Source organism: Nocardia sp. XZ_19_231, from assembly GCF_015355705.1.
GTDB classification, from domain to species: domain Bacteria; phylum Actinomycetota; class Actinomycetes; order Mycobacteriales; family Mycobacteriaceae; genus Nocardia; species Nocardia salmonicida.
The window spans coordinates 131,094-147,107 of record NZ_JACUZI010000010.1 but is presented as its reverse complement, the minus strand read 5'-3'; the positions used below and the strand labels follow the sequence as shown (position 1 = coordinate 147,107).

Below are 16,014 nucleotides of genomic sequence, written 5' to 3'. Positions count from 1 at the left end.
GCGTTCACAGCGCGAGTACCCGTTGGTCGCGGACCGAACGGCCGTAGCGCTGCTCGGCGTAGGTGATGAAGTCCGCCAGCACTATTCGATCGCCGTCGGTGAGTCGAGGGGGGAGCGCGACGGGGATTCCCGCCGCTGCCGCCACGTCGGCGAGTGCGGCGCCGAGTTGCAGTGCGGGAGTGGTTATCTGCTCGGCGGCCAGCGGCTCGAGTAGCTCGAAATCGAGGGTGGGTTTCTCGGAGTCGTTGTAGGAGCTCAGGTCGAGAGTCGTTCCCGCGCACTGAGTGTCGATCAAGTCGCTGACCAGTTGGCCGTTGCCGGAGAGGGCGGCGCAGCGGAAGGCCAGGCGCATGGCCGGTTCGGCGACGGTGCGGTGCCAGTGCTCACGCTGGTTGCCGTTGGGGAGGGTGTGGCGGACGGCGTCGATGGCGAGGGCGGCGGGAACCGACAGCGAGACCGCGCGACCCAACAGTGCTGGATCCGGTTGTGCCACATGCTCGATCGCAGCATGGAGGAGTTCGGCGTGCCAGTAATCGAGTTGAGCGCAGTGCATCCCGAGCCCGTGGGCGGCGTAGACCGAGAACGACGCGTCGAGGAGCTCCTCAACGAGCGCGAGATCGCCTTCCGCACAGGCGACAGTGGCGAGTCGCAGTCGAACATCCGCCGCGTCGACCACCGCGCCGGTGGCGTCGAACCGCTCCAGCGCGCGCTCGTAATACGTACGTGCAGTGGCGAAGTCAGCCCGACGTTCGGCGAGAAAGCCCATCGTCTTGGCCCCGATCCCGGACCAATGACCCAACCCGCCCGCCTCGAAGAACTCCTGACTGGCCCGCAGCGGCTCCTCGGCCTCGTCGAAATGCCCCGCCCGCACCAGCATGGTGGCCAGATTCTGCTGCGACTCGGCGACCGAGGCGTCCTCGCCCGCCGCGGCGAAAGCGGCCACCCCCTGCCGGGCGAAGTCGATGGCAAGTTCCCACCGACCGGTCTCGAACGAGCAGGCGGCCAGGTTCATCAACGGGTGTCCGGCCATTTCCGGCGCGAAAAGTTCTGTCACCCCTAAAGATTCGGTAGCCAACTCACCCGCGCGCGCCCACTGCTGCCGGTGCAACGCCACCGCTGTCAGTGACAGCAGGCACGCCACCCGCAACAGTCCCTGATCGGTGCTGTCGGCGAGTAGCGTCCGCGCTTCCTCGAGCACATCCTGCGCTGCATCGAACTCGCCCAGATGCTGGAAAGCCTGCGACAGGTTCACCAACGCGGCGGGTCGCTGATGCGCGGCATCCTCGGGCATTTCGGCGAGCGCAGTCCGGAACAGCACCACCGATCGCCGGTGATCGCCGAGCTCATCAGCCATACTCGCGGCATTGATCAGGGCCGCGCTTCGTAACCGCGGCGGCGCACCGTCGGCCGTTTTCTCGAACATCTCCAATGCCGCGACCACATCACCACGCTGATACGCCGCATACCCTGCGGTGAGCTGTGCGTCGTCGCGATCCGAGGTCCTGCCCGTGGCTGCCATCAGAAGTCCTCGTCCGTCTCGGCGGCCGCTGTTTCGGCGGTCAGGCGTTGGTCGCCGGTGTGTTCGGTGAGCCGTGCTCTGGCGAATCGACGAATCCGCTGCCGAACAGCCGACTCGTCTTCCGGCTGATCGACCGGACCGACACCGGGCACGAAAACGGTGATCTCCGGCGATTGTTCAGGTGTGTCGGGGAGCGTGGCCGAGCCCGTCCAGGCATCGCCCCGCAGGTGCAAGGGCATCTCCACGTCGGCGGAGGGCAGCTGGACTCTCACCCGTGCGTACGGCCGAAGATGGTCGGGAGCGAGTTGTCCACAGTCCGGCGCGGCAACCACGCTGACCTGCACCGTCGATACCCCGGCCGCCCGGGACACCTGCCACGACACAGCCTGCTCACCCGCGTCCAGAATGCCGGGCGGGCAACGTCGCCAATCCCAACCGCCGCTGCCGCGCGCGACGATCAGCCCTTCGGGCGAATCGGCACCACCGGCCGCCAGGGCGTAATCCTCTGCACGGCCGCGTGATCGGCTGATCGCCGGTGCGCCGTCGTCGGAGGTTTGCGCCGCACCGAGCTCTTGCTCGCGGAACAGCTTGTCGGCATCTTCGTCGATCACCATCTCGCATGTCGCGGTGAGCAACTCGATTTCCTCGAGCAGCAGCCGCTGATCCAAGGCGGGTATCCCGTCGACAGTCGACGCGGGCCACCACCGACTTGCCCAGTACGCATAGGCGAGTCGTCGCAGGGCTGCCGCCGACTTTTCCCGAGCGGGCGCGGCTGTCACCGAGCTGGGACGGTTGTTCGCGACCGCCAAGGCGACTTCCTCGCCGTATACCGCCCACACCCATTCCTGTGCCGCCTCGACATCATCGAGCACAGCGGCGGGTACCACGTCGCTGTCGAACAGGCGCCAACTCAGATGTCCCCCGAGCACTTCGAGGACCAGCACATCGAGCCCCGGCGCAATATCGGTGACCAAGGCAGCCCCGTCCGGAGCGATCACGAGCAGGCCGGGCTCTGCACGGCGAAGATGAACGACGGTCATCAGCTGGCCCTCGCTTCCCTGTCGGCCACCGTATCGGCGGTCAGCGCCTGCTTGACCCGAGTGCGGTGGTCCAGGATCACCGACCGGGCGACACCGTCGAGCAGATCCCACAGCTCGCCGGGATCGAACACCGGCAGCTCGCGCACATCCCGACCGTGCAACCGCACCCACAACCTGCGCGAATACGGCCGCCACGGCGTACGCAACTCGGCGGCCACCGCCGCGAGCGGCCCCGTCTGTCCATCGACCACATGCACCGCGTACCGACGCGCCTGCAGCACATACCCTTCACGGCGCCAACGACCGTTGACCACCTCGTGCGCACGCGACGACGGCACTCGCCGGTGGAATTCTTCGGCAGCCGTCCCGATCGGTGAAAGACCGAGCGCCAGTTCGGAACCCGCCGCCGCGGCGACCCGCAGGGATTCCTCGAGCAATCCCCACGGGGAACAGCTCCGCGAGATCTCCCGCGTCACCAGCTCCGGAATCTCGGGCAGATCGGTCCGATCGATGCTGCCCTGCAACACCGTGAAGACCCGTTCGTAGACGGTCCGGTCGAAGGGCAGAGCGAGACTCGCGGTCGATGCGGACGCGCCGAGCACGGGTCGTTGTGGGCTGGAAAACGCCGTGAGCCCCAGGTCGTCGGCACCGGCTTCGGGATGCTCGAGCCACAGGGCGATCCCGCGGTGGGTGCCCGCGCGGTTGTCGAGGAGGTCGTCGAACAGGGGACCGGCGTCGGCCGGGTCGCCGGAGTGGGCGAGGGTGCAGGCTTCGAGCAGCTCGGTCAGTTCGGCTGCCAGGTCACGAGCTGAGTAGGGGGCGAGCGGGCGTCGCGCCCAGGCGATACCGAGCAGTTCGGCCAGCTCGGCGGCTCGACGAGGCTCGGTGACATGGCGTTTGAGCGCCGCGGTGGTGCGCCCGCCGGTGCTGTCGTGGACTTCCCGCAGCGTCGCCTCGGCCCTCGCGTGCCCGCTGTCGCCCTCCGGCGCACCGGCTACGGTCGCCAGCTCGAAACAGCGCTGGAAGTAGAGATCCTGTGCGTTGCCCTCGGTGATCCGCAGCCGACGCCGCACCTGCTTCAGCACGACGAACCACGCCGCGCAGGCCCGCAGCGCATCGGACTGCGCGTGCACCAGTGCCGTGAGCAGCACGATCCCGTCCTCGTCGAGCACGCTCGACGCCAACACCGGATGCTGCATCGGCCGAAGCACCAGCGGATCCAGAATCAACTTCACTGTCCGTCGCAGCGGTCCGCCGTCGGCCCCGCTCAACGCGTCGACACCGTGGATCTCCCGCCACACCTCATCGAGCACCATGGCGCGCGGTCTCCGCATCCGACCAGGTTATAGGTATTTTCGGCGACCGGCGCGGCGGTTGCGCAGCGCGAAAGTTGGGATCGGTAGGCGGCGCGGGATTTCTACCTTTCTCTCAACGGGTTACCAACCCGCTCACACCGAGAGAAACGGAAAACACCATGAACACCAAGCTGATCGCCGCCCTCGCCGCTTCCGCCGCCGCCACCGCGCTGCTCGTCACCGGCTGCAGCGACGACGCGGGCACTACCTCCCCGAGCACCTCCGGATCGGCGGCCCCGGCTCCGGCGGCGGGCAAGTCGACCGCCACTGTCGACGGCAAGGAGTTCACCGCGAAGTTCGACACCACCTGTGCCAAGCAGGGGGGCACCCTGGCCCTGGCACTCACCGACACGGCCAACGCCACCTACGGCAGCCTCTCGGTCAGCGCATCGGTCGAAGGCGAGAAGGTGCAGGCGGTCGCCATCGGCGGTAGCCAGGGCGGCGCCAACGGCCTGCCCTACGCCGTGGGCTACGGCAACGGTCAGCCCGGCGGTTCCGCGACCCTGGCCAAGGACGGCAACACCTACCGCATCACCGGCGAGGGCATCAGCGCCGACATGACCAACCCGCTGGCAGGCCCGTCGACGGTCAAGTTCGACATCACCTTCGCCTGCTCCACCATCGTCGGCGCCTGATCCTTCGCGACCCGGTCGCACCCCTTCAAGGAGAAATCATGAAATCCAAGCTGCGTGCGGCCGCGGTCGCCTTCGGAATTTTTGCTGTCGGCTACTACCTCTTCTACGGCCTCACCTACACCCCCGACGAATTCACCGGTGCGATGCTCGGCTGGGTCGGTCCCCAGATGGCCCTGCCGATCATCGCGCTCACCATCGTCCCGATCGTCTTCGCCTTCACCGGCGACGGCATCCTCGAAGCCTTCACCGGCCGCAACAGCAGCGAGTTCCGCGACGCCGCGGTCGGCATCGGCACCATCACCTCGTTCCGCCAGACCGGTGTCTCGGTGAACGACCAACCACAGGTCAAGATCGCCTTTCGAGTCGAGGGCGCCGACGGCAAGGTCTTCGATTCGCACGCCAAGATGATCGTCCCGCTCACCGAACTCGCCCTGCTCCAACCGGGCGTCGTCCTGCCGGTCCGGTACCTGCCGGGCCGCACCGACAAGGTCGAGGTCGACCGCTCCGGCGACAACGGCGCCGCCCAGCGCGCGATGAACGAATCCCTCATCCGCAAGGGCATCACCACCCGAGGCAAGCTCGACATCGCCGATCGCGGCATCACCGCCCAGGCGGTGGTGCGCAGCCTCGACGTGCCCGGCCGGATCCGCGGCGGCTACACCGAGATCGCGCTCGGTCTGGTGGTGACCCGCCCCGACGGCACCACCTTCGAGACCCGCGTCGAGAAGTACCTGCCGCCCACCGCGGTCGGGCACGTACAGGTCGGCCGGATCGTGCAGGTGCACTACCTGCCCGGCAACGAGCGAGAGGTGGTGATCTCCCTTCCGATCAACGCCTGATGACAACTCCCTACGCACTCGGCGCGCGCTGTGGCTGATCCCTCCGTGATCGGTCACAGCGCGCGCCGAGTTTTGGTCGTGCGTTCATCTTCGCGTTCCCGATGGCTCGCCTGAGCGGCTTACGGTGCCCGGAGTCCGTTCTACTCAGGAGTCACCGTGAGTCCGAAACCGCTCGCCCTGTTCGTCAAGCACGACGGTCAGTCGGCACGCGCCGCCCTGACCTGTGAATACAAGTGCGGCAACGCCTGCTTCCACGAGGTGCCCAACACCTCCAACGGTGAGTACTTCGGTGACATCGTCGCCGGGCTCAACCGTCGTGGCCTGATCAAGGGTGGTGCCGCCGTCGTCCTCGGCGTCGGCGCGATGAGTGTGCTGGCTGCCTGCGGTGACGACAGCTCCGACACCGGCTCGACCCCCACCGGCTCGCCCGGCACCGGCACCGGGTTCACCGCCGTCGCGCCGAACAAGGAAGACTCGGTGGTCATTCCGGACGGCTACGAGCAGTCGGTGCTGATCCGCTGGGGCGACGCGGTGGTCGAAGGCGCGCCCGCGTTCGACTTCGACAAGCAGACCCCCGCGGCGGCGGCCAAGCAGTTCGGTTACAACTGCGACTTCGCCGGGCTGCTGCCGATCGAGGGCCAGGCCGACAAGTACCTGCTGGTCGTGAGCCACGAGTACAGCACCGAGCCGATGATGTTCCGCGGCTACAAGAAGGACGCGCCGACTCGTGAGCAGTTCGACATCGCGTTGGCGTCGCACGGCCTCAGTGTCGTCGAGGTGCACGGTCAGTCCGGCTCGGGCAAGCTGACGCCCGCGTTCGGCAAGTACAACCGGCGCATCACCGCGACCACCGAGTTCGAGGTCAAGGGTCCGGCCGCGGGTAGTGCGCTGCTGAAGACCAAGGCGGACCCGACCGGAACCAAGGTGCTCGGTACCCTGAACAACTGCTCGGGTGGTGTAACCCCTTGGGGCACGGTGCTTTCGGGTGAAGAGAACTTCAACCAGTACTTCGGCAACGCCGCGAGCGTCACCGAACCCGCCGCTGCCGCGCGCTTGAAGCGCTACGGCATCGAGGGCACGGCTTCCGAGCGCAAGTGGGAGACCTTCGACCCGCGCTTCGATGTCGTGGCCGAACCCAACGAGGTCAACCGCTTCGGCTACGTCGTCGAGGTCAACCCGTGGGACGCGAGCTCGGCTCCCGTCAAGCACACCTCGCTCGGCCGGTTCAAGCACGAGGCCGCCACCATCCACGTGACCGGCGACGGCAGCGTCGTGGCCTACAGCGGTGACGACGAGCGCTTCGACTACATGTACAAGTTCGTCTCCACCAAGAAGGTGCAGTCGGGCGCCGGCGCGTCGAGCATGCGCCACAACATGACCATTCTCGACGAGGGCACCCTCTACGTCGCGAAGCTCACCGGCGACCACGCCGCCGAGATCGACGGCTCCGGCAAGGTCCCCAACGGCGGCTTCACCGGCAAGGGTCAGTGGATTCCGCTGCTCGAGACCGGCGCCGACGGCAAGGGCAAATCCCTGGTCGACGGGATGTCCGCCGAAGAGGTCGCGGTGTTCACCCGCCAGGCCGGTGACAAGGTCGGCGCCACCAAGATGGACCGCCCCGAGGACTTCGAGACCAACCCCAAGACCGGCAAGGTCTACGTCGCGCTGACCAACAACACCAACCGCGCCGCCGACGGCAAGCCGGGTGTGGACGAGGCCAACCCGCGCAAGCTGAACAAGAACGGCCAGGTACTCGAGCTCACCGACAACCACACCGGCACCGACTTCACCTGGACGTTGCTGCTGGTCTGCGGTGACCCCGCCACCGCCGACACCTATTTCAGCGGCTTCGACAAGACCAAGGTCAGTCCCATCTCCTGCCCGGACAACCTGGCCTTCGACCCGTACGGCAACCTGTGGATCTCCACCGACGGCAACGCGCTGAAGTCCAACGACGGCCTGTTCTCGGTGGTCCTCGACGGCCCCGCCCGCGGTGAGACCAAGCAGTTCCTCACTGTCCCCCGAGGCGGGGAGACCTGCGGCCCGGTCATCACCGAGAAGCAGGTACTCGTCTGCGTGCAGCACCCCGGCGAAGGCGACGACGCCACCATCGACAAGCCCCTGTCGCATTGGCCCGACGGCGGCACCACCCAACCCCGCCCTTCGGTCGCGGTGGTCTGGAAGAAGAACGGCGGACGAATCGGCGTGTAGCCGAACCCCGATCCGCTGATGAAACCGCTACTCGGCTGGGCGAGTGGCGGTTTCGTCATGTCAGCTGCTGCCGAACAAACCGGACATGTTGGCGAAGCGGGCGAAATCGCCATGGGCGGCGTTGAAACGGTTGACGTCGGTGCCGCCATGGATGCCGGGCACGGCGCCGCGGTCGGTGGTCTGCCAGAAGGTCCAGGTGGGCCAGTTGCCGGGGACTTCGGGCTGGTCGTCGCCGCTGTAGTCGGCGATCCAGAGTGGATATCTGGTGAAGGCGCTGGTGTCGGCCATCGCGGTCTTCCAGAAGTTCGGATACGTGTAGATGATCGGGGTGCGGCCGGTGAGGGCTTGCACGGTGTCGAGGTAGCGGTGGGTCCAGTCGATGAGAGCGGCGGGGGCCAGGCCGCCGGAGGTTTCCAGGTCCAGGACCGGCGGGAGGTCGAGGGGCCCGTTCTGGCCGAGGACCGTCGTGGCGTACATCGCCGCCTGTGGTTCGGGCGGCAGCTCGGGACGGGCGAAATGGTAGGTGCCGCGCGCTATGCCCGCGGTTCGCATCAGGATGCTGTCCTGCACGAAGAACGGATTGACGTAGTGCAGACCCTCGGTGGCCTTCACCATCGCGAACTGGTGTCCGGCCGCGCGCACCGCGTGCCAGTCGATCATCCGGCCGTCGACATGCTGCCAGGACGACACATCCGGCCCGCTGGGCTCCGCCTGCGCGGTAGCGGGCAGCACGCAGGCCAGAGCGGCGAGCGCAAGGCAACCACGAACCGTCGAACTCCAGCGCTTGGTGTCCATGGCCGTCGACCGTAGTGGCTTGTTGCTCGTGTGACCAGTGGTGTTGGTGGGTGTCTGTGAATAGTTACCGAAAGCCTGTCGGCCCGTGCCCGTATCTTGGTGCGGACATCGGCTGACAGGGAGTGGTGGGCATGGCGCGCAAGCGTGAGGTGCGGTTCGAGCCGGCGGTGGCGAAGCCGGGGGCGCTGCGACCGGCGGTCTCGCCGGGCGACGATCCGACCGACGAACTGACCGTCACCGACATCGAATATCGCGACGCGGATTTCGCCGAGAGTCACGTCTCCGGCATGAGCGTCGAGGCCTGCCTGTTCGACAGCGTGCGCTTTCCGAGCACCCTGCGCCACAGCACCATCGCCGAATCCACCCTGCGGGTCTGCGATCTGGCCAACGTGCAGGCCGACGACTCCTCGCTGATCGAATCCCTGATCGAGCACGGTCGCCTCACCGGATTGTCTTGGACCGCAGGCGTTCTCCGCGACGTACTGATCGACTCCACGCGCGCCGACCTGTCCTCCTTCGCCCAATCTCGCATGCGCACAGTAGTTTTTCGCGACTGCGACCTTCGTCAAGCCGACTTTCAGAGCACCGAATTCCGCAACGTCCGCTTCGAACGCTGCAATCTCGTCGGTGCCCGCTTCGCCGGGGCGCGCATCCAGCAGAACCTCCGCTTCGAAGACTGCGACCTCACCGGCATCTACGGCATCACCGCGCTGCGCGGCGCCACTATTCAGGGTGGTGACGTGGAAGGACTGGCGTCAACGCTCGCGCGCGAACTCGGGATCACTGTCGAATGGCAGACCTATGCCGGCGAGCACTAGCCCAACCAGTCGAGAACCGAAGCGGCAGTCCAGGATTGCTGCATACTGCCCAGCGGAGCGCCGGTGAACGGCTCGTAGTACTCGGCGAAGCTGCCGTCGCTGGCCTGGCGCAGACCTTCGGCCCGGAGCATGTAGGAGCGCTCGGCCCAGCCTCGGCGGGCGAAGGCCCAGGAGAACAGCCAGCTCATGACCGGCCAGACGGGGCCACGCCAGTATTCGCGGGGACGGAAGTCCTTGGACACGGGGGAGGTCGATGGGGGCAGGGCGTAGCGCAGGTCGGGGTGCCCGCAGAAGCGAGGGCCCTCGAAAGTGTTGAGGAGGGCCCGCTCGGCGTGGCGGGACAGCCCGCCCGAGATCAGCGGCGCGAACATGGCAAGGGTCTCGGTGCTGATCCAGCGCTGCAAGCGGGAATCGTAATCCCTCGCGGCGCCGGTTCGTTCGTCGGTGGTGGCGACCACGCCCTTACGGAAACGTTCGGCCCAGCCGTGCAGTTCGCGGACGTCGGCGTGTGGTTGCTTGTACTCCTCGCCGATATCGGCCAGTACCTCGCAGGCCAGCGCGAAGATCGCGGAGACGAACACGTCCTCCACGGCGAAACTCATCACCGAGGTGAGCTGGAAATCGTCGTAGTTCGCGCGCCGCATCTGCTCGACCAGCCACAGGTAGCGGTCGTATTCGCGGTCGCTGGGGCGCTGGGTCGGGTCGGAGACGATCGAGGTGTCCGCGCGCCGATACGGCGGAAGGTCCTTGCCCGGAACAACATTGGCGTAGGCGCGGTCCCACCGCGGGGAGTTGTCCATGCCGGATTCCCAGCCGTGGTACAGCGTGATCCGCCCGGTTTCCTTGGGGTCGCGGGCGTGCGCGAGCCAGCGGTGCCAGCGCACCAGATCCGGCCAGCGGCGGTTCAGGAATTCCTCGGCCACGGCCCGGGTGGAGCGGCCGTGCCTGCGGGAATGGTCGAGGATGCGCTGCACGGCGATGGCGTGCACCGGCGGCTGGGTGATGCCGGAGGTGTCGGGGCCTTCGGGCGCGTTCGTCGCCAGCTTGCGACATTCCCACCGCGCGGGCCCGGGGAAGTACCCGTCCACGCCGTTGGCGAAGACGATGTGCGGGATCATCCCGTTCTTCCACTGCGCCGACAGCAGCGTGTCGAGTTCGACCACGGCCCGCTCCACGCTCAACGGCGCCAGTCCCACCGCGACGAACGCCGCGTCCCAGCTCCACATGTGTGGGTAGAGGCGGGGCGCGGCACTGGTCATCGTGCCCAGGTCGTTGCCGCGCAGGAGGTAGGCGGCGCGGGCCGCGAGCTGCGTCGAGGTGAAACCTGGGTCGGTCATCTGTCTATTCTGCGGCGGAGCAGGCCCTATGGCATCTCGGCAGCACTGTGACGATCAGTACCCGGCTTGACGCGGCGTGTTCTGGGCGGCCGATCCGACCGAGCTGAGCATGGTGGTGATGCACAGCCCCACCACCAGGTTCACCGCCGCGGTCGCGATCTTGGCGTCCATATCGGCGACCAGCGTGAACGGCAGGATCACCGCGACGGCGGTGAGGAGCAGACAGATCCAGGTGAAGAACGTGAGCGGGCTCGGCATGGCGAGCAACAACACCATCAGCAGGGCCGTGGCCAGCAGCGCGGCGGCTGCGGCGGCGATGGCGTAGGAGGTGGTGGAGACGGTGCCGTACGCGCCCGCGCCTTCCGGCGAGAGGATCGCGATGCCGAGCACGCCGCGGATCAGCATGATCGCGACGACCACCAGCAGCGCGGCAACGACGGCCGTGCCGATACCGCCCGCCCACAGCTTGCCCACATTGACCTTGGGCTCCGGCTCGCCCTGAGGATATGGAGGCTGGCCCTGGCCCTGGCCGTACTGAGGCTGGCCCTGGTTCTGTGGGTACTGCGGGTCCGCTGGTCCGTAGTTGTACCGGGGATCGGTCATAGTCCGACGGTACTAGCCGGTGCTGTCATCCGCTGGGGGAAACGGCCAGGGTGTCCAGATCTCTGTGCCCGCTAGCGTGGGATGTATGACGGTGACCAGTACTCCCGCCCAGACCGCTCTCATCACCGGCGCGAGCCGTGGACTCGGTGCCGCGATCGCTCGCGAGCTCTCGCCTACTCACGACCTGCTGCTCGGCGCCCGTTCCGCCGAGGCGCTGAAGCCGATTCTCACCGAGCTGCCCGATGCGACGGGCTGGCCGGTCGCGCTCACCGACTACCCCGCGGTGGCGGCGGCCGCCGAGCAGATCTCGCGGCTCGATGTCCTCGTGCACAACGCGGGTATCGCCGATCTCGGAACGGTCGCCGAGTCCTCGGTCGAGCAGTGGCGCGAGACTCTCGAGGTCAATCTGATCGCCGTCGTCGAGCTGACGAGGGTGTTGCTGCCCGCGCTGCGCGCCGCGAACGGGCATGTGGTGTTGATCAATTCGGGAGCGGGGCTGCGCGCGCATCCCGGTTGGGGTTCCTATGCGGCGAGCAAATTCGGGCTGCGCGCCTTCGCCGACGCGCTGCGCCAAGAGGAGCCCTCGCTGCGCGTGACCTCACTGTTCCCCGGCCGCATCGACACCGATATGCAGCGCGCGATCGTCGCCGACGAGGGCCGCGAGTACCGGCCGGAGGAATTTCTCACCGCCGAGACGGTGGCCGGTGCCGTGCGAACCGCCCTCGACACGCCGCGTGACGGGCATCCGACCGAGATCGTGTTGCGGCCCCGCTGACCGCGACGAGGCGATTCGGTATGGTCGCCGATAGCTGCGTCCAGGGGGTCGGCGCTGGAATTCGCACAGAGGTATCCGCTGGTTCAGACGTTTGACGGATTCGGTAGGTACCGTGCCGCTGATTTGATCGTGCCCTGGCATGTCGCGAGGTGCACCCGGTTCGAGTAGGGGTTTCGTACGTGGATAGACGTCGAATGCTGGCGATGTTGGCCGCGGGTACCGCTGTGGCGCTGACCGGTTGTGCGACCGCCGAGGGCGAGACCGTCGAGGCCGGTTCCGGCGGCGAGATCCCCACGCCGCCGCCCGCTCCGAACCCCGTCCGGCCCCTGCTCCCGCCCCCACCGGGCGGTCCGAAGTCGATCATTCCCCCGAAGCCCATCACCGCGCTCCCGGGGCAGGGCCTTTCCATGGCGCTCACCGTGGACGACGGCGCCAGTCCCGAAGTCGTCGGCGCCTACGTGAAATGGGCAAAGGACACCGGCGCCCGCTTCACCTTCTTCGTCACCGGCTACTACGAATCCTGGACCATCCACCGCGACGCGCTGCGCCCGCTGGTGGAATCGGGCCAGATCCAACTCGGCAACCACACCTGGGACCACGCCGCCCTGACCAAGATCAGCACCACCGAGGTGGCCGACCAGCTGGGTCGCACGAAAACGTTCCTGCGCAACAACTTCGGCGTCGACGGCACGCCGTACTATCGCCCGCCGTTCGGATATCACAACGCCACCGTCGACAAGGTGGCCGCCGACCTCGGCTACACCGTCCCCACCATGTGGTACGGCTCGCTCTCCGACTCAGGCCTCATCACCGAGGAATACCTGATCGAATGCGCCCACAAGTATTTCGCCGCCCAGACCATCATCATCGGCCATGCCAATTTCCCCCCGGTCACCCACTGCTACGGCCAACTGGTCGACATCATCAGGGAACGCAACCTGGCTATGGTCACGCTCAATGATGTTCTCCAGGTGCAGGCCTGATGGAAAAGCCCCGGCGATGTGACTTTCGTCAGGGATCGTTCCGGGGCTTCGCCGTAGTCGTTATCGCAGGTCAGGGGACGATGTTGACCATCTTGCCCGGCACCACGATGATCTTGCGTGGTGCTTGACCTTCGAGCAGGGCGATGACCTTCTCGTCGGCCAGGGCGGCAGCTTCGATCGCCGCTGAATCGGCATCGGCGGGGACCTGGATTCGGCTGCGCACCTTGCCCTTTACCTGGATCGGGTATTCCACCGAGTCCGCGACCAGCAGCGCCGGGTCGGCGGCGGGGAAGGGGCCGTGGGCCAGGGATGCGGTGTGGCCGAGGCGTTCCCACAGTTCTTCGGCGATGTGGGGAGCCAGCGGGGCGAGCATCAGCACCAGGGGTTCCACGGCGGCGCGGGGGGCGCCGGTGGGGTAGTTCTTGGTGAGGTGGTTGGTGAGCTCGATCAGCTTGGCGCCCGCGGTGTTGTCGCGCAGCGCGGCTAGGTCCTCGTCGACGCCGGCGATGGTGCGGTGCACCAGGCGCAGGGTCTCGTCCGAGGGTGCGGCGTCGGTGGCCTTCACCGTGCCGGTTTCCTCGTCGACCACCAGGCGCCAGACGCGCTGCAGGAAGCGGTGCGCGCCGACGACATCCTTGGTCGCCCACGGGCGCGAGGTGTCCAGCGGACCCATCGACATCTCGTAGAAGCGGAAGGTGTCGGCACCGTAGAGGTCGCACATCTCGTCGGGCGAGATGGCGTTCTTCAGCGACTTGCCGATCTTGCCGTACTCCTGGGCGACCTCGATCTCGACGCCGTCGGCCGCGGTCCAGAAGAACTTCGCGTCACGCTCGACGACCTCGGCGGCGGGCACGTACGCGCCACGGGAGTCGGTGTAGGCGTAACCCTGCACGTAGCCCTGGTTGTACAGGCGGCGGTAGGGCTCGCTGCCCGACACATCGCCCAGGTCGAAGAGCACTTTCTGCCAGAACCGCGCGTACAGCAGGTGCAGCACCGCGTGCTCCACACCGCCCACGTACAGGTCGACGCCGCCCGGGTCGTTCGGGCCGTGCTCGGCCGTGCGCGGGCCCAGCCAGTACTTCTCGTTCTCCTCGGCGCAGAACGTCTCGGCGTTGGTCGGGTCGGCGTAGCGCAGCTGGTACCACGACGATCCGGCCCAGTTGGGCATGACATTGGTGTCGCGGCGGTACTGCTTGGGCCCGTCGCCCAGATCCAGCTCGACGGTGACCCAGTCGGTGGCCTTGGCCAGCGGCGGGGACGGCTCGGAGTTCGCGTCGTCGGCGTCGAAGGTGACCGGCGCGAAGTCTTCCATCTCCGGAAGTTCCACGGGCAGCATGGATTCCGGCAGTGCGTGCGCCACACCGTCGGCGTCGTAGACGATCGGGAACGGCTCGCCCCAGTACCGCTGACGGGCGAACAGCCAGTCGCGCAGTTTGTACTGGACGGTGCCGGTGCCGTGGCCCTCGGCTTCGAGGTGACCGATCATGGTCGCCTTGGCCTCGTCGACCGGAAGTCCGTTCAGGAAGCCGGAATTCACCAGTGCGCCGTCGCCGGAGTAAGCGGCCTCGCTGACGTCGCCGCCCGCGATCACCTCGACGATGGGCAGGCCGAGCGTGGTCGCGAAATCCCAGTCGCGGCCGTCGTGGCCGGGCACCGCCATGATGGCGCCGGTGCCGTAGCCGCTCAGCACGTAGTCGGCGATGAAGATCGGCACCTGCGTGCCGTCGGCCGGGTTGGTGGCGTAGGAGCCGAGGAAGACGCCGGTCTTCTCCTTGTTCTCCTGACGTTCCAGATCCGACTTCGCCGCGATCGACTTGCGGTATGCGGCAACGGCTTCCGCGGGGGTGGCGCTGTCGTTGGTCCAGCGGGCGTCGGTGTCGGCGGGCCATGCTGCGGCGGTCAGCTTGTCGACCAGCTCGTGCTCGGGGGCCAGCACCACATACGTCGCGCCGAACAGGGTGTCGGGTCGGGTGGTGAACACCTCGATGGTCTCGCCATCGGCGTCGAACCGCACCTGTGCGCCACGCGAGCGCCCGATCCAGTTGCGCTGCATGGACTTCACGTTGTCCGGCCAGTCCAGCGTGTCCAGATCGTCGACCAGACGATCGGAGTAGGCGGTGATGCGCATCATCCACTGCCACATGCGCTTACGGAACACCGGGAAGTTCCCGCGCTCGCTGCGCCCATCGGTGGTGACCTCTTCGTTCGACAGCACCGTACCCAACCCTGGGCACCAGTTGACGATCGAATCCGACTGATACACCAGGCGATACGAGTCGATCAGCGCGCCGCGTTCGGCGGCCGACATGGTGTTCCAGTCGCCGTCGGGAACCGGACGCGCACCCGTGGCGAACTGCTCTTCCAGCTCCGCGATGGGGCGGGCGCGACCGGCTTCCTGGTCGTACCAGGCGTTGTAGATGCGCAGGAAGATCCACTGCGTCCACCGGTAGTACTCGGGGTCGGTGGTGGCGAACGAACGCCGCGGGTCGTGGCCGAGGCCCAACCTGTCCAGCTGACGCTGCATCGTGGCGATATTGGCCTCGGTGGTCACCCGCGGGTGCGCGCCGGTCTGCACGGCGTACTGCTCGGCGGGCAGGCCGAAGGCGTCGTAACCGAGCGCGTGCAGCACGTTGCGGCCGCGCATGCGGTGGTAGCGGCCGAACACGTCGGTGGCGATATAGCCGAGCGGGTGACCCACGTGCAGGCCCGCGCCCGAGGGAAACGGGAACATGTCCTGGATGAACAGCTTGTCCGGCGGCGTCTCACCAGCGAGCGGCCCGACCGGGTTGGGCGCGTTGAAGGTGCCGCGCTCGGTCCAGTTCTGCTGCCAGCGGCGCTCGATCCGCCCAGCCAGCTCGGCGTTGTACCGGTGCTGAGGTACGTCAGTCTCGGTTGCACGAGTGTCCTGCACGGTCCTGCCTTCTTGTTCTCGCCGATCCCCGGTAAACATCGTCTAACAGCGTAGAACGTTGACGCGAGGCGATTTCCCAAGGGCCGAGAACGGGCCGCCCGGTCCCGCGCAGTCTCGGCGGCGCGCACCGGCGGTGTGGGGCCGGTCACCTCGGCGGGGAGCCCTGATTCCGGGTCTTTACGGGTGCGCTAGC

At 67.3% G+C, this 16,014-nt stretch carries 13 protein-coding genes; 6 read left to right on the top strand and 7 right to left on the bottom strand.

The features are described 5' to 3' along the window. Window positions 1-4 precede the first annotated feature (4 nt). Genes IBJ82_RS30780 through IBJ82_RS30770 form a run of 3 tightly spaced genes read right to left on the bottom strand, consistent with a single transcriptional unit; the run spans window position 5 to window position 3,875 of the window. Window positions 5-1,519, bottom strand: coding sequence for a lipopolysaccharide assembly protein LapB (locus IBJ82_RS30780; RefSeq protein WP_194829487.1), 1,515 nt, complete (start codon window positions 1,517-1,519; stop codon window positions 5-7). Then, a complete protein-coding gene (locus tag IBJ82_RS30775) occupies window positions 1,519-2,559 on the bottom strand; it encodes a hypothetical protein (protein WP_194829486.1) in 1,041 nt (346 codons plus the stop codon). The genes IBJ82_RS30780 and IBJ82_RS30775 overlap by 1 nt, the downstream gene beginning before the upstream one ends. Further along, window positions 2,559-3,875 (bottom strand): hypothetical protein, encoded by a 1,317-nt coding sequence (locus tag IBJ82_RS30770; RefSeq protein WP_194829533.1) that lies wholly within the window; start codon window positions 3,873-3,875, stop codon window positions 2,559-2,561. The genes IBJ82_RS30775 and IBJ82_RS30770 overlap by 1 nt, the downstream gene beginning before the upstream one ends. A gap of 158 nt (window positions 3,876-4,033) precedes the next feature. On the opposite strand from IBJ82_RS30770, the gene IBJ82_RS30765 reads away from it, so the two are divergent. From IBJ82_RS30765 to IBJ82_RS30755, 3 genes are all read left to right on the top strand, one after another. Continuing rightward, window positions 4,034-4,549 (top strand): lipoprotein LpqH, encoded by a 516-nt coding sequence (locus tag IBJ82_RS30765; protein WP_194829485.1) that lies wholly within the window; start codon window positions 4,034-4,036, stop codon window positions 4,547-4,549. 38 nt (window positions 4,550-4,587) lie between these two features. Then, window positions 4,588-5,388, top strand: coding sequence for a hypothetical protein (locus tag IBJ82_RS30760; RefSeq protein ID WP_194829484.1), 801 nt, complete (start codon window positions 4,588-4,590; stop codon window positions 5,386-5,388). Between the two features lie 156 nt (window positions 5,389-5,544). Then, complete coding sequence (locus IBJ82_RS30755; protein ID WP_194829483.1) at window positions 5,545-7,599, top strand: PhoX family phosphatase; 2,055 nt, start codon at window positions 5,545-5,547, stop codon at window positions 7,597-7,599. A gap of 60 nt (window positions 7,600-7,659) precedes the next feature. Here IBJ82_RS30755 and IBJ82_RS30750 read toward each other — a convergent pair whose 3' ends face one another. Beyond that, window positions 7,660-8,394: a glycoside hydrolase family 25 protein gene (locus IBJ82_RS30750; protein ID WP_194829482.1), complete on the bottom strand. Its 735-nt coding sequence runs from the start codon at window positions 8,392-8,394 to the stop codon at window positions 7,660-7,662. A gap of 131 nt (window positions 8,395-8,525) precedes the next feature. On the opposite strand from IBJ82_RS30750, the gene IBJ82_RS30745 reads away from it, so the two are divergent. After that, the gene (locus IBJ82_RS30745) at window positions 8,526-9,212 is read left to right on the top strand and encodes a pentapeptide repeat-containing protein (RefSeq protein WP_194829481.1); all 687 of its coding nucleotides are present in this window, start codon (window positions 8,526-8,528) and stop codon (window positions 9,210-9,212) included. Here IBJ82_RS30745 and IBJ82_RS30740 read toward each other — a convergent pair. Together IBJ82_RS30740 and IBJ82_RS30735 are read right to left on the bottom strand one after the other, a co-directional pair. Then, window positions 9,209-10,549, bottom strand: a complete 1,341-nt coding sequence (locus IBJ82_RS30740; RefSeq protein WP_194829480.1) for an amylo-alpha-1,6-glucosidase — start codon at window positions 10,547-10,549, stop codon at window positions 9,209-9,211. The two genes, IBJ82_RS30745 and IBJ82_RS30740, sit on opposite strands and share 4 nt — an antisense overlap. Window positions 10,550-10,603: 54 nt before the next feature. Then, a complete protein-coding gene (locus tag IBJ82_RS30735; protein ID WP_194829479.1) occupies window positions 10,604-11,152 on the bottom strand; it encodes a DUF6069 family protein in 549 nt (182 codons plus the stop codon). A gap of 85 nt (window positions 11,153-11,237) precedes the next feature. Here IBJ82_RS30735 and IBJ82_RS30730 point away from each other — a divergent pair, with 85 nt between their 5' ends. After that, the gene (locus tag IBJ82_RS30730) at window positions 11,238-11,927 is read left to right on the top strand and encodes an SDR family oxidoreductase (protein WP_194829478.1); all 690 of its coding nucleotides are present in this window, start codon (window positions 11,238-11,240) and stop codon (window positions 11,925-11,927) included. Between the two features lie 194 nt (window positions 11,928-12,121). Further along, on the top strand, window positions 12,122-12,910 hold the full coding sequence (locus IBJ82_RS30725; RefSeq protein ID WP_194829532.1) for a polysaccharide deacetylase family protein: 789 nt from the start codon (window positions 12,122-12,124) through the stop codon (window positions 12,908-12,910). A gap of 70 nt (window positions 12,911-12,980) precedes the next feature. Here the strand turns inward: IBJ82_RS30725 and leuS are convergent, their stop codons facing one another. Then, the gene (gene leuS / locus IBJ82_RS30720; RefSeq protein WP_194829477.1) at window positions 12,981-15,821 is read right to left on the bottom strand and encodes a leucine--tRNA ligase; all 2,841 of its coding nucleotides are present in this window, start codon (window positions 15,819-15,821) and stop codon (window positions 12,981-12,983) included. Window positions 15,822-16,014: the final 193 nt, after the last annotated feature.

Coding starts and splice junctions, on each gene's coding strand:
- IBJ82_RS30725 (WP_194829532.1), top strand. CDS start 12,122: ATGCTGGCGATGTTGGCCGCGGGTACCGCTGTGGCGCTGACCGGTTGT.
- IBJ82_RS30760 (WP_194829484.1), top strand. CDS start 4,588: ATGAAATCCAAGCTGCGTGCGGCCGCGGTCGCCTTCGGAATTTTTGCT.
- IBJ82_RS30730 (WP_194829478.1), top strand. CDS start 11,238: ATGACGGTGACCAGTACTCCCGCCCAGACCGCTCTCATCACCGGCGCG.
- IBJ82_RS30750 (WP_194829482.1), bottom strand. CDS start 8,394: ATGGACACCAAGCGCTGGAGTTCGACGGTTCGTGGTTGCCTTGCGCTC.
- IBJ82_RS30745 (WP_194829481.1), top strand. CDS start 8,526: ATGGCGCGCAAGCGTGAGGTGCGGTTCGAGCCGGCGGTGGCGAAGCCG.
- IBJ82_RS30765 (WP_194829485.1), top strand. CDS start 4,034: ATGAACACCAAGCTGATCGCCGCCCTCGCCGCTTCCGCCGCCGCCACC.
- IBJ82_RS30770 (WP_194829533.1), bottom strand. CDS start 3,875: ATGGTGCTCGATGAGGTGTGGCGGGAGATCCACGGTGTCGACGCGTTG.
- IBJ82_RS30740 (WP_194829480.1), bottom strand. CDS start 10,549: ATGACCGACCCAGGTTTCACCTCGACGCAGCTCGCGGCCCGCGCCGCC.
- IBJ82_RS30780 (WP_194829487.1), bottom strand. CDS start 1,519: ATGGCAGCCACGGGCAGGACCTCGGATCGCGACGACGCACAGCTCACC.
- IBJ82_RS30775 (WP_194829486.1), bottom strand. CDS start 2,559: ATGACCGTCGTTCATCTTCGCCGTGCAGAGCCCGGCCTGCTCGTGATC.
- IBJ82_RS30735 (WP_194829479.1), bottom strand. CDS start 11,152: ATGACCGATCCCCGGTACAACTACGGACCAGCGGACCCGCAGTACCCA.